At 46.2% G+C, this 13,789-nt stretch carries 8 protein-coding genes and 1 pseudogene; 2 read left to right on the plus strand and 7 right to left on the minus strand.

The annotated features are described in order from the left end of the window. Window positions 1-95 precede the first annotated feature (95 nt). The gene (locus AR383_RS07035; RefSeq protein ID WP_055732495.1) at window positions 96-2,249 is read left to right on the plus strand and encodes a TonB-dependent hemoglobin/transferrin/lactoferrin family receptor; all 2,154 of its coding nucleotides are present in this window, start codon (window positions 96-98) and stop codon (window positions 2,247-2,249) included. A 36-nt stretch (window positions 2,250-2,285) separates the two neighbouring features. On the opposite strand, the gene AR383_RS07040 is transcribed toward AR383_RS07035, so the two are convergent. From AR383_RS07040 to AR383_RS07055, 3 genes and pseudogenes are all read right to left on the minus strand, one after another. Then, window positions 2,286-3,134 carry an HDOD domain-containing protein gene (locus AR383_RS07040; protein WP_055732496.1) on the minus strand — a complete coding sequence of 283 codons (849 nt, stop codon included), beginning with the start codon at window positions 3,132-3,134 and terminating at the stop codon, window positions 2,286-2,288. 82 nt (window positions 3,135-3,216) lie between these two features. Continuing rightward, entirely contained in the window at window positions 3,217-3,774 is a 558-nt protein-coding gene (locus AR383_RS07045; RefSeq protein WP_055732497.1) for a DUF1415 domain-containing protein, read from the minus strand. Window positions 3,775-4,152: 378 nt separating this feature from the next. Beyond that, window positions 4,153-5,030: pseudogene (locus tag AR383_RS07055) on the minus strand (LysR substrate-binding domain-containing protein). A gap of 105 nt (window positions 5,031-5,135) precedes the next feature. Between AR383_RS07055 and AR383_RS07060 the strand changes: the two are divergent. After that, the gene (locus AR383_RS07060) at window positions 5,136-6,113 is read left to right on the plus strand and encodes an aldo/keto reductase (protein WP_055732500.1); all 978 of its coding nucleotides are present in this window, start codon (window positions 5,136-5,138) and stop codon (window positions 6,111-6,113) included. Between the two features lie 353 nt (window positions 6,114-6,466). Here the strand turns inward: AR383_RS07060 and AR383_RS07065 are convergent, their stop codons facing one another. From AR383_RS07065 to AR383_RS07080, 4 genes are all read right to left on the minus strand, one after another. Continuing rightward, complete coding sequence (locus AR383_RS07065; RefSeq protein ID WP_055732501.1) at window positions 6,467-7,717, minus strand: HNH endonuclease signature motif containing protein; 1,251 nt, start codon at window positions 7,715-7,717, stop codon at window positions 6,467-6,469. 56 nt (window positions 7,718-7,773) lie between these two features. After that, on the minus strand, window positions 7,774-10,818 hold the full coding sequence (locus AR383_RS07070) for an ExeM/NucH family extracellular endonuclease (RefSeq protein ID WP_055732502.1): 3,045 nt from the start codon (window positions 10,816-10,818) through the stop codon (window positions 7,774-7,776). Window positions 10,819-10,919: 101 nt separating this feature from the next. Next, window positions 10,920-11,909, minus strand: a complete 990-nt coding sequence (locus AR383_RS07075) for a porin family protein (RefSeq protein ID WP_055732503.1) — start codon at window positions 11,907-11,909, stop codon at window positions 10,920-10,922. A gap of 141 nt (window positions 11,910-12,050) precedes the next feature. Continuing rightward, window positions 12,051-12,917: a DUF2608 domain-containing protein gene (locus tag AR383_RS07080; protein ID WP_083481527.1), complete on the minus strand. Its 867-nt coding sequence runs from the start codon at window positions 12,915-12,917 to the stop codon at window positions 12,051-12,053. Window positions 12,918-13,789 lie beyond the last annotated feature (872 nt).

The raw sequence follows: 13,789 nt of genomic DNA on the forward strand, positions 1-13,789 counted from the left end.
ACAATCATTAAATACAAATGATTTTAATTCTCATTCGTATTGTATATAGTAAGGGCTTGTCGATATTTACAGGATAAGGATTAAGCCTGATTACCATGAAAATACTCAAGCGCACACTCATAGCCAACGCCGTCATGATTAGCCTCAGCCCTTTGGCCCATGCAGAAACTAACGCCACTCTATTTGACGAAGTAGTGGTATCAGCGACTCGAACCGAGCAAAGCATTAAAGATGTATCCGCTAGCGTTAGCGCGGTGCACGCCGAACAACTGGAACAGCAGCTAGCCGATAGCCTCAGTGAAGCGGTTCGTTATGAACCCGGTGTAACGGCCACCGGCCAAGGCCGCTACGGCACCAGCGGTTTCAACATTCGCGGCTTAGACGGTAACCGGATTAAGTTGATAGTAGACGGTATTGAGCAACCCACCGCCTATAACCCCGGTGGCGATGTGATGAACAAGGGACCAAATACCTATGAAGTTGATACTCTGAGCGCCATAGAAATCAACAAAGGCCCGGCTTCAAGCCTATACGGTAGTGACGCCCTAGGTGGCGCCATCTTGTTACGCACCAAGAACCCAGCCGATGTTTTGGACGAAGGCGATAGTGGCCATGTGACAATTAAAGCCGGTTACGCCAGTGCTAACGAAGCTTACAAAACCACTTTAGAGCTAGCTAAACGCTACCAAGCTTGGGAAGCCCTAGCCATTTATACCTACCGAGACGGCAGCGAAACCAAGACCCATTCTTCTGGTGCCGACATTAATGGCCGTAGCCGTGGTCGTGCCAACCCCCTTGACTTTGACTCACACAACTTATTGGTGAAGCTGAATTACCAACTCAATAACGCCCATAAGTTTGGCTTGGTCGGCGAGCTGTTTAAGCGCGAGTCAGAGGTACAGATCTTAAGTAACGAAGGTTATACGGTGATGCCCGGTTTCACCTATACCAATGTGACAGGCGAAGACCAAGATGAACGCAGCCGCATTGGCTTTAACCATACCTGGACAGCCAACAACGCCGCCTTTGATCAGCTGTTCTGGCAACTTAGCCATCAACAAAGCCGTTCCGAGCATAACAGCCTAGACACTACGGGAATCTACGGCAGCCGTAACCGTGAACGTAATGGCGAGGACCAGTCTGTACAATTTGATATGCAGTTCGACAAATTGCTAGAGTTTAACCATGGCAGTCACGAACTAAGTTACGGCCTAAGCGCTATTAATAACGACTTTGAATTAGATTACCGTACTTATTACTATGATCGCGGTACCGTAGAAGCGGGCTCACCGGAGGTTCCCAAGGCCGAATCAGAGAAACGTGGCTTCTTTATTCAAGACCACATGTACCTAATGGATGAGCGTTTAGTGCTCACCGCGGGCCTGCGTTACGACGACTACACAGCCACGCCAGATGCCAGCAGCGGCTTTACCGAGCACTCTAGCGATGCACTGACCAAACGTTTGGGTGTGGTTTATCACTGGAATCAGCAATTCAGCAGCTTCGCGCAATACAGTGAAGGCTTCAGAGCCCCTACCATTGACGAACTTTATTATGCCTTTGACAACGCTGGCCACGGCTATGCCACCCTGCCTAACCCAGAGCTGAAGCCAGAAGAAAGCCAAAGCTACGAAATGGGTTTGCGAACCAATACTCCATACTCCAGCATGGAGTTAGTCGGCTTCTTTAATGATTACACCAACTTTATTCAATCGGTGACCGACTATAGTGACCCCGCTTACCCAGCCGGAATTACCATTAATGAAAACATTGGTGAAGCCGAAATCTATGGCGTTGAATTTAAAGCTAAATACTGGTTAGACGACGCGCTAGGAGCACCTAAAGGCAGCTACAGCCGCTTTAGCATGGCCTACGCCCAAGGTAAAAATAAACAAGATGGCAGTAGCTTAGATTCGGTAGCGCCGCTGACTGCTGTATGGGGATTGGGTTACGATCACCCCGAGCAACTGTGGGGCGGCGTGATCAACTTGACCATGGTGGCAGCGAAGAAAGCGGATGATTGGGCCAATCAAGACAATGCCCCAGCTCCTGGCCATGCTTTATTAGACCTGACCGCTTACTACCAGCCGTTACAGGATTTAACCCTACGCGCAGGCTTGTTTAATGCTCTGGACCAAAAATACTGGAGCTACACCGAATTGGACGGCCATGCTGCTGACGATTTGGGCTTAGACCGTTACAGCCAACCCGGAAGAAACTGGGGTGTGGATTTAGCTTATAAATTCTAAAAATAAGGGCTGGCCTGGGCCAGCCCTCTTGCTACTCTAAGCAGGGCTTTGCGCCTCAGCCACAGCGTTTAATACATCTTCTAACTGTTGATCTTCATAATTTAAAAAGTTTAACAGACCATCATAATTGTCTTGCCAAGCCTCTTCCTCACTACTCACTCCCAACTTACGATAAGCCACAATTCGCGCAATTTTAAGTATTGCCAACATCAGCAAAGACGAGGCACTTAACTCTTCTCCCTGAAATAATCCGGCACTATCATGTTGATAATAAATGGCTTCTACCATGACCTTTGGCAAACTCCATTGTTGAGCAATCAACGCCGCCACCGTTGCATGACTGGTACCATATTCTCGGCGCTCATATTCGGCTAAAGCCGCCCAGCCCATGTTATTAGCTTCAGCCAACTGCTTTTCATACTCGGGAAAAGCCTGTAACAAGGCAGGAACACCCGCTTGGTGAAATAAACCCAGCATATACGCGTTGTCTTTGGCGCTTTCGTAACCGAGTTCTTCGGCGGTGGCCGCAGCGCAACCGGCGAGGAGATTGGCCTCAAGCCAAAAGGCATCCAACACTTTGGAAGCTGGCATGGCGCTTTTTAGGGCTACCGCTTTAACAATCGGAAAAACACGATTAATACCTAGGGTCATTACCGCCTGATGAATCGACTTGATTTCATTAAGTCGACGAAAAGCTGCCGAGTTCACCACCTGCAAAACTGCACCGGAAATTCCCACATCACTAGCGATGGCTTCGGCAATCACCGCTACATTGGGCTCGGCCTTCTTGGTTTCTTGAGTAATGGTTAACAACACTTGAGGGCGTGGTGGGATACTTAAATCCGCTAAAATGGCCTTCTCCGCCGCAGTAATGCTTAAAGACATAGCAACTCCTTAATGATATCTCTCTAAGCATAGGAATTAACTCACACAATTTCTTTGACCACTTGCAAAGCTTTGCGCTCAACTAGCCTTTGCAGGCGGCCAATAGTTGTTTCAGTGAGCTAATTCCCAATTTTTCAGTAAGTGCGATGTTGCGCTCAGGAATAGACTCAGGATCGGGATGCAAGGCAGTTAAACGACTAATGGTTTGCTCACGAATTAAGTGTAAGGTGGCATAAGGCGCTCGATTGGTGTAATTGCTGACATCATTCGGCGAGGCCCCCGCAAAGCAGTAGTTAGGATGAAAACTTGCCAGTTGATAGACGCCCTCGTAGCCCTGCTGTTGCAATAACTGCTCTGCCCAGTCGAGCACATCAAGATAGTCTTCAAAGTCTTCTAGCTCAGGCAAAATAACTAGGCTGGTTTCAATTTCAGCGTGTTCATCAAGACGCAAACACTCTAGCAGTAAACTTTGCAATAAAGCCTCAGGTTGCGTGCCCATCACTACCTGATAATAAATAGAGCCACGCTCCAGCTCTCGCTTAGCAAAAGGGCAAATATTGTATTCAACGACAAAGTCTTTCACCCAGCGGGCCGTAGCCTCTTGATACTCAGCAGCTAATTTGACTTGGCGCTCTGCCATATGGGTCTCCTTGATGCTGCTTGGCAGCCTGACGAATGAGCGCACATAGTAAAGTAAAAGCCAACAAAAACCAGCCCAAATAGGCCATTACTGAGTAGAGTTAACCGAGCAATCGGCCAGCGCACTGACTCGTTAACAGAAGAGCCGAAATCGAGCCGGTGGAAATAACATACTTACCAGAGCCGCAAGAGCTGGTTGCTTTCTTGCTTATAAACACCAAACTAGATTGGGTTTTGCTGCGCATAGTTAACCAACCAATCGGCTAGCGCACTGACTCGTTAACAGAAGAGCCGAAAACGAGCCGGTGGAAATACCATCCATGAAACCGCATTGACTGGCTGCTTTCTTAGCGGGCATCTATCCGAGCGCATCGGCAAGCTAAATGGGATGCTGCTGCGCATAGTTGACCAGCCAATCGGCTAGCGCACTCACTCGTTTAGAACGAAAACGAGCGGGCGGGAATACCATCCATAAAGGCTGGCTACTTTCTTGCCAGTCTTGTAACACCGCTTGCAGACTGCCGTCGGCCAGTGCATCGCGAAGATACATATCGTGGCTACGAATAAACCCCAACCCTTGTAAGGCGGCTTGTTTTAACACATGACCATTAGGGCAAGAGAAAGGCCCTTTTACCGCTACCGTTAAACGTTGCTGCTGTTTAACAAAGGGCCAATGTGACACCGTTCCACAAATACAAGGATGTGCTTTAAGCTCTTCGGGTGCTTTGGCACCCCGTGTTGTTGCAAATATTCAGGGCTAGCCACCACATGGGTATGTAGCTGACTTAATACCCGCACTTGCAAACTAGAATCAGGCAAGGCTCCCATACGCAGCACTAGGTCAAACGGCGCGGCCAATAGATCTTCCCGCTGCGAAGACAGATCCAATTCAATATCAATCTTGGGATACTGCTGGCGAAAGGCCAACAAGGCAGGAGCCAACCACTGCTCGGCAAAAATCCCACCTTGGGAGTTAATCACCACCTTGCCTTGCAGATGATGTTGCTGCTGCTGGGCGCTTAGGTTGGCTTCTTCTAATAACTCCAAACTTTGTCGGCAACTATGATAGTAGCCCTCACCGGCCTCCGTTAAGCGCAGCTTGCGGGTTGAGCGATATAACAACTGCACCCCCAACCGCGCTTCTAAGTCACTTACCCGTTGACTAATGCTAGCTTTAGAACCGCCTAATTTATCTGCAGCCGCGGTAAAACTGCCGCTCTCGACTACCGTGACAAAATCAACCACACCGCTATACATATTAATCCAAATTTATGAACAATAATTCCAATAATAATGAATTATCAAACAACATAAAATGAGTAAACTTAACTAAATAGACAGTAAATATGGAATCAACAAACAATGAAAAATCGAATCTTAGGTAAAAGTGGCTTAGCGCTTACTGAAATAGGCTTAGGCTGTTGGCAGCTTGGTGGCGACTTTGGCCCCATTAGCAAACAGCAATCACTGGCAATATTAAGTGCTGCTTACGACAGTGGAGTACGTTTTTATGATACCGCCGATGTCTACGGCGCGGGTTTGAGCGAGAGTGTACTGGGCGAGTTTTATCAACAACATCAGGATATTACCATCGCCACCAAAATTGGCCGCGATGGCAGTTTATTCCCGGATAAATACAGCAAACAAGGTTTATTAAAGGGTATTGAGGGCAGCCTTAAGCGACTCCAAACCGATGCCTTGGATCTCATTCAATTACACTGCATCCCCTACCCAGTGATGCAAGATGGTGAAATATTTACTTGGTTGCAAGACTTCCAGCAACAGGGTCTGATTAAACATTACGGCGCCAGTGTGGAGTCGATGGATGAAGCTAAGCTTTGCTTAACCGACCCGCAACTGACCAGCCTACAGCTGATTATTAATATCTTTAGACAAGACGCGCTAGAGCAAGTACTGCAGCAAGCAGCTGACAAGCAAGTGGGGATAATTGTTCGCCTGCCTTATGCCAGTGGTCTGCTCAGTGGCGCTGTTACCCGTCAACGTCAATTCGCCGAAACCGACCACCGCCACTATAACCGTGACGGTGCCGCCTTTCACGTGGGCGAAACCTTCGCTGGCATTCCGCTAGATAAAGCCCTGGACTTAGTAGATGAACTTCGTGAAATACTGCCTGAATCCTTAAGCCTAGCGCAGGCGGCGATCCGCTGGTTACTTGATCAAAGCGCCGTTACCAGCATCATTGCCGGAGCCAGTAAGCCCGAGCAAATTCAGCAAAATGCCGCCCATGCCGAGTTAGCCCCATTGAGCCCTGAATTACATGCCAAACTGGCACAGTTTTACCAACAACAAGTAAGCCCTTGGGTAAGAGGCAACCGTTAATACTTGCTTTAAAATGAGGTCAACTGGCTTGGCCTCAATGCTTTGTAACTAAGCAGTAAAGCCGTAAGACTAAAGGTTTTATCTGGCTATCTTTAACACGCTCAGCAATAGCGCTTTGTCACCTAGCACGACTAAGCATTGCTCTTTAGGGGAGTCGTTATTGTGGGGAGTGAAACTAAAGAAATCAGCAGGCTAATTAAATAAAAAAAGGGCATTGACGATACGCCGATGCCCATTTCAAACAGGGAAAAATCAGGACTGAGCAAGCCAGCCCATTTTACAAGTTATCACTACCAACAAAGCAAGGTAGTGAACTGCACAACAATGAATCAGCTAATGACTGCACAATCGACTTAGTTAAAGTAGAACTTAGCTGATTCAAAGCCTTCTTTGCCCCAAATTTGCTGCACAAATTCAGGATGATCGATGAAGGGGTTACGGTTACCTTGGAACTCAAACGCTTTTTGGTTACGGTCGATTTCTCCTTGGCTCACTGGATCTTGTTCATGCCAACGCATCATTAACTCAATCACCCAGCTACGATACACTTGATCAGAGCTATTTTGCTGGAATACTCCATAAGCTTCTTCACTTTGCTCAAACCAGTCATCGCGAGTGCCCTCGGGGTTAATCACGTCTTCATAGCGAGTCGCCATATAGAAGAATACGCGAGCAATATCACCTTTAAACTCATCGATGGGTTCAAATACCGGTTGGCGGTAACCCAACTCGTCATGACCTAAACCACGCTTAGAACCGTTAGCAGAAGTGTAATCAACAGTAGATTCATCCACCTCGCCGTAAGGCAAATTGCCACGAGCGTTATTTACATAACCATCGGTAGCATAAAGCTGATGAACATCAGAGCGCATTGGGTAAGCACTATCAAACCAACTCTGTGGCATGATGTGCTCACGGTTATAACAGTCACCTTCACCAGAGTAGTTGCCACACTGGTCATCGCCAATGGTGTAGTTATAGGGGTCTTCACCATTAGGTACTTCTGAGTAGATGTCTAGAATCGAACCATCTTGCTCGTAGTACTGATCTTCTGAACCACCCAAAGCATAGAAATCCCATGCACCGCCATATCCTTGATCGGTATGACCTTGTTTGATGATCTTATGCAATGCAGTCTTTAATAAGTAACCATCGAGTAAATCGGCATCAGCATAGTAACCGTCTAACTCATCTGCATAGCTATTTTGGTAATCACCCACCACAAAGGTTTGGCTTAACTGTTCGGTAAACTCACCGAAATCACCGTTATCGCTTAATACCAGCTGGCCATCGACATAAAACTCGATGCTACCTTCACCGTAAGAACAACACAGCCCATCAAGACCTTCATCTTTAAAATCGATGCGGTAACCACCTGGATCGAAACCAAAGTCCACTTCATAGTGAGTGCTACTTTCATAGCCACTACCCGAAGCGACTACCTCTAAGCGGCTATTGGTAATCTCCCAACTTAACTCAGAGCCATTACGGTCAGTGTTGATGATTAAGCTACCATCAACCTTATTCTCTTGGTTATCAGAACCTGCTCCGCAACCTGCTAGCAATAGCGGTGCAGCGACTAATGCAATTTTATAAATATTCATAGTTTTCCTTTTCAGCAGTAAGCAGCCAAGCTGCTTACTGCGTCAACATCCTTGATTTAAGCGTTTCTGCGACGGAACAACAATAAACCGAACAGGCTTAGTAACAGCCATGGGCCACTAGAACCAGCGCCATTGGTTTCTCCGTAGCTACCGGCTTCAGCGACAGTAGAACGTTGTTCAGAAACTTGTGTATCTTTGTAGTAAGTCTCTGTAACAAAGTCACCCACCACCGGCGCTTTAAAGCTGTGAGCAACCCAACCTTGGGCAATTTGCTGCTCAGTCAACTGAACATGCGCCACCTGTGATTGCGTCACCACACCGTTGCGATTCATATCAGAAACCACCAAAGTCACGATATCACCCACTGCTAAAGAGTTAACGCCAGTTTGAGTGAGGTCCATGACTGCACGGTAACTTTCGCCATCTTGCGGAGTCGATGCCGAAGGCATGCCCACTGGAGTAGCAGGTAAACTAATCAAGTCACCTACAACCGCTGCGTTTACGTTACTGTCTATAGCATCAATGATGTCTAGGCTTAGTACCGCAGGATCGTGGTCCGAAGAGCGGAAGGGATCGGCATATTTAGGTAAGTCACCAGTGTATTGACCTTCGTACTGGAACAAAGTCGACTCAGCCGAGTTAATGTTCCAATCTGCCGCATCTTTAACATAGCTATGTAGATCAGGCGAAATCAAGATATGGTCAAGCGTACCCACGATTTCGTTGTAAGAGTAGCTAATGGTGTCTGGATGTAGCTCAGGTACGATATTGATGTAACCGTAGCTATGGCCAATCACCTCACCGCCATTACCGGTTAACTCTTCACGTCCCACTTTCACATTACGACCCGCTTTTACAGAGTAACCCGCAGGTGCATTGTCACGGTTAGTTAGAACTAATAGCGGATCTTCAGTGGCATAAGCGTTTAAGTCACCCATGATTATACGGTAGCCGTGATATTCTTTGAGCTGCTCGCCCAAGTAATCAGCAGCCGCGGTACGGAAGGCCTCACAGTTACCTTGTAGATCGGCATCTTCGACCTTATAGATACGGCGACCATTGTCATCGGTGTAACCGCCTTGCAAATCTTCCCAACAAGTACTGCCTTTAGATTTGAAATGGTTTACCGCTACCGACAAGGTTTTCTCTCTTGGTCCATTGATTTGGAAAGTCGGAATCAGCGTATCACGCATGTATTTAGTAGTTGGGCGGAAATCTTCGTAATCCCCATCAAAATACACTGGGTAATCTTCTTCTGGCACCGCCTGACGAGGCATAGCCAAAATATCGATTTTCTCTAACCCCACTTTAGCTTTGCGGTAAATCACCATACTGGTAATGGCGTCAGAACCAACAAACTTCGCGTCTTTTGGCTTAGCAATGGCGTATTGCTTCGCCGCTGGCAATTGTTCGTTCAGTGCGCTAACCAAATCTACTACGGCAGAATCGGTATCAAAACCGTTATTCTCAATTTCCATCAAGCCGACGATGTCAGCATCTAAGCCTAAGATGGCGGCAACAATTTTTGAACGTTGTACTTGGAACTCATCAAAGGCTTCGGCACCGCGATTATCATTTAGCGGGTTGTCGTCTCCACCAAACGGCGAGTTGAAGTAGTTCAATACGTTCATGGTGGCAATGGTTAAATCGCCACGGTCCACTTCAGGAGACGCACTACGATCTGGCACGTGAGTGTAGATAAAGTTGCTGTTATCCACTTCATTGGTCACAAAGAAACGGAAGGCATCGTAAGAGTAGCTCAATACTCCTTCAAAGCCATCTAAAGTCGCGCCAATACGTAGGTAACTATCGCTAGTTCCTGTACCACTATCACGACCAAATTCGGGGTACCAAGGCACAACACCGTTGGGCGCTTTTGCAAAGCTCTCGATATACAATTGACGCTGAGCATTACTCTCAACGACCGCTTGAGCCCCTTCACTACCAGGCGCGTTCTTCTGGGTAGGTTGGAATAACAAACCACCATGAGCAGCGATCATGTTATTACGGAACGAGCCATAGTCGAAACCAAAAGTACGGGCGATAACAATATCAGACTCTTGATCAATTCGAGTCAGCATACCTTCGTAACGCTCGTAGGTATCTTGGATGGTTTCATCACTAGCTAAAACACGTAATGGCGTAGCGGTGATTTGGCCAGTGTTACCGGTAGCAAAGGTCAAATCAAAACCTTCAGACTGCTCGGGGATCAATTGAGTCCAACCATAAGATTCGGTTACCTTAGCGTAAACCTGTACCTCATCACCCACAGCAAGTGCTTGAGTCGCATCACTACCACTGTTAAGCAAAGCAGAGACTTCACCGCGAACAAAGATCCCGTCTGAACTTAATGGATTGCCATCGCCGTCGGCATCTTGAATAAAGTAACCGGTAGGTAAATCATTACCGAGTCGCCCGGCTTGAATCGCAGTAACAATACCAGTCACTAAGTATACTTGATCGGAGGTATAGCTACCGTCTTCCAAGACTGGAGAGCGGCTGCCGGTGCCTTGTAGCTCCATTATGCTTGCTACAGTAAACTCGCCTTCAGCGGGTGCAGTCGGCGCTGGCGGAGCTACGCAGCTAGCGTCAGCTTCGCTATATTGACCAAGATTATCAAAGGTGTCTTTTGCTAAAACTTCCCATTGCCATTCGGTATAAACCGTACTCAGTGTTTGCTCACAACGTCGTAGCGTGACATCTTTGTTGTAGCTCATGTCGAACAAGTCACCCACCACGTCGATGGCTTCATCGTTATACAACAGCGCTAGACCATCATCGCCATTAAATTGCATCATGTAACTGCTATAGGTAGCGTCGGCCACCGCTAGCACTTCGTTACTAGCTGAACCATGGGCAATCACCCATACATCATTTGGCTGAATGGTAATGCCGTCTAGTGAGTATGTGTTATACCAGCTATTGCGATATTCGCTGGCCAACTTATAGCCATCCAGCGTGACAGCCGAGCTGCCATTGTTTGCAATTTCGATGGCCTTGTTATTACTTGAGCCTTCCACTACTTCCGATATGTAAATATCAGCGTGTGAAACCACTGGTAATAAAGCCGCCATAATTGCAGAATAATAAAACTTCTTCATGCTTCTCTCCGCAAGAGATATGACTCGAAGAATGCATCCTTTCAAGGCATCCTTCCTCGAATAACTTCACGTTGTTAGTTCAACAACAGATTTAGGCTAACTTAGAACCAGTAATAAACTTTGCTGTAGCCGTAACTGCCTTGTTCACCGCCGGTAACAAATTCAACTTTCATCTTGATGTTGCTGCGGTAGTTGTAAACCAGACCGGTAGATACCCATGAGTCATCAATCCACAAGCGGAAGCCATCATCGCCCATCTCTCGAGTTTCCGTATCAACGTCAACCTTTGTATAAACGACATTTAATGCCAGTTTGTCGTTAAAGTCATAGCCCGCCGAAGCCACGTATAATAAAGCATCAGAGGTATCGTCCGCTTCGCGTTCTTCGGCATCATATTGAGACACAAAGCCACCGAGGCGTACAGGTCCAATAAAGCCTCTTGCGTGTAGTGAATAAATATCGCCACGTTCGTCAACGGTTTCGGCAGCAACTAATACATCTACGTTATCTCCGAAGTAACCAAAGTAACCGTTAACCACTTCACCCACGCGAGAATCTGTTTTGTAATGATCCCAACCCTGAGTAGAATATGAGATACCGTATTTAAAGCTGTTAAAGCTGCCGCGGTATTTAAGTGTAGCGTCTTGGTCACCCGCTTCTCTCACTTCACCTGCACCGTCAACGGAGAAGTCACCCATTTGGTCATAGTGATCGTAAGCAGTATCGGTGCGGCCAAACTCTAGTTTGTCGCCATTGTCGAATTGCCAACCTACGTAGGCTTTATCTAGAACCATCTGGAATTCATTTTCTTTAGTCCAGGTCTGGCGTTCAAAATCCAAGTCTAGGTGCGAGTAGACATGTCCAGTTTGAACACGAATACCGTAAGACATAAAAGTATCGTCAGTGTAATAGCTGTCGTATTCCCATCTTTCACCATTGTCGTTATAGTCTTTTCCGAAATAGCCGCCCACCTCGAAGCTACCGACTAGATCGACTTTGTCACCGTTTTCCCCTTGATAAAGAGTCACGGCATTAACGCTGCTGGCCGCAAGTAGCGAGCATACTAATAGAGATAAATTGGTACGTTTCATAGTCACTTCCTGTAATAAAATTGTCCTTCATGGGACGAACTAACCCTACTTCCTTAAATGAATAAGGAAGCATTTCAGGGATAAATGGGATTATTTAGAAGCGGTTTACTCCACCGCCTCTATAAAACTAAAGCGGCGCTATTAATTAACGCTGAGGCATTTACCTGAATCACGAGCAGGAAAAACGCTATTCAAAGTAGCGTTTAGCTGCGCCCAGTCTGCTGCCATCTTATCGGCTTGAGCTTGAGTCAGTACGCTGCCAAACTTTTCTTTACGCTGTTCTTCAATGCGAGTGTAGTGGAATAGGCTTACATCTACGTCTTTGCTATCTTTATAAGCAGCATCAACATTCTTGATGTTTTTTGCAGAGTCATCAATAAATACAATCTTATCGAAGCTGCGGCCTGTTTTGTCTAAGATGTGTTGTAACATGGTGCCTTTATTCATTCCGGTGGTCATCATTACACCTTTGGAATAACTCAGTTCACGCTTGGTTACTTCTCGATATACCGGAGTTTCTTCACCCTGTGGTGCTAGTGCCGTTACGTCAAAATCGATACCTTTGCTAAGTAGTTCTCGCTCGGTTGCAGCACGATACTTAGGAGAACGAGAGGTAAGGGCAAACATGGTATAACCGTCTTTCTGCCACTGACTAACTAGACTAGGAACCGACTCTTCAGTTAATACTTGAGGGTTTAGTTCGTACAATAGGCCAATAGAGTCTTCAAAAAGGCAAGCTACTTTTTGCTCATCTGTTGGTTTTACATCAAGTTTTCCGCGCTGCCATTGGTACCAAATGTCACCACCAAGATCGACGCTGCTGGTCAAAATTGTGTTGTCGATATCTAATACCAGCAAGGTTTTGTCTACTGGATATTGCTTCAGCTCTTGTGCAAGCTTTGCGGTAATATCAGCGTAACTTGAGGTTTCGATGACTTCAGTAGAAGCCACCGCCATGCCTGAAGCGACTAACAGCGCTGCACTAATAAAATAATTTTTACTACTCATTTGTTAACTTCCCTAAACGTTGTGGAGCTTAATGACTAAGCAACTCATCTTCCTAACTGATAACATGCATAAATAGTCGGCTTAATATTAGTATTGTAAAGCCACCGCATTTTACTCTTGATCCGTCAGACTCGACGCTATGTAAACTAAGGCACCAGTAGCAGTGATGCAGTTCACACAAACCCGGACAGAGCAATCCTCGGCATGTATGTCATATTTCGTATTATTAAACTCTAATAGGGCGACTTTGATGTAAAGTGCTTTAAGCTTTGAATTGACACATTGAACTCATCAAAAAAACATCATTACCAAAAATGTTGAAAAAAACCCTCGTTTCCTGGCCTTATATTCAAGTTTTTGGAATTAGAGTAAATAAAAAGTGGAATCATTGAGATAACGAGCTAACGACTAGTTATTCACTATTTATTCAACACAAAAAGTAACAACAATTCCTAGTAAGCTCAGCTATACGACATGAAAAGTGGCTTTTATAAAAACGGTTAGCAGAATAAAAAATGCTGCGCTTATTCTGATTAAAAGCAGAAAATTCACTAAACTCGAGCCGAAAGTGCGAACAGAATAATGTGATACCAATAGCGCCTATTGCTCCAACACACCTGCTTGCCGGATCTGAGTTTTAAGCAACTTTTAAAGAGAAAGTTCTGCACAAACAGCTACGCCTATGCTCCCATCAGGGGCAAAATTTGGGCCTATAAACTTGAAAAGCTGGGTGCAATTTAGGCATAAAGTTCTATTAATTGCGGGTAATAGACTTACGCTTGAGAACATGAAACATGTGTGGTCTTTGCAGCTGCCTAGCCAGCTCGCTGATAAAGCGCTCGCGTTTACTGCACCATGAAGCTGAGCTCCAT

The organism is Agarivorans gilvus, assembly GCF_001420915.1.
GTDB lineage: Bacteria > Pseudomonadota > Gammaproteobacteria > Enterobacterales > Celerinatantimonadaceae > Agarivorans > Agarivorans gilvus.

Coding starts and splice junctions, on each gene's coding strand:
- AR383_RS07035 (WP_055732495.1), top strand. CDS start 96: ATGAAAATACTCAAGCGCACACTCATAGCCAACGCCGTCATGATTAGC.
- AR383_RS07040 (WP_055732496.1), bottom strand. CDS start 3,134: ATGTCTTTAAGCATTACTGCGGCGGAGAAGGCCATTTTAGCGGATTTA.
- AR383_RS07045 (WP_055732497.1), bottom strand. CDS start 3,774: ATGGCAGAGCGCCAAGTCAAATTAGCTGCTGAGTATCAAGAGGCTACG.
- AR383_RS07060 (WP_055732500.1), top strand. CDS start 5,136: ATGAAAAATCGAATCTTAGGTAAAAGTGGCTTAGCGCTTACTGAAATA.
- AR383_RS07065 (WP_055732501.1), bottom strand. CDS start 7,717: ATGAATATTTATAAAATTGCATTAGTCGCTGCACCGCTATTGCTAGCA.
- AR383_RS07070 (WP_055732502.1), bottom strand. CDS start 10,818: ATGAAGAAGTTTTATTATTCTGCAATTATGGCGGCTTTATTACCAGTG.
- AR383_RS07075 (WP_055732503.1), bottom strand. CDS start 11,909: ATGAAACGTACCAATTTATCTCTATTAGTATGCTCGCTACTTGCGGCC.
- AR383_RS07080 (WP_083481527.1), bottom strand. CDS start 12,917: ATGAGTAGTAAAAATTATTTTATTAGTGCAGCGCTGTTAGTCGCTTCA.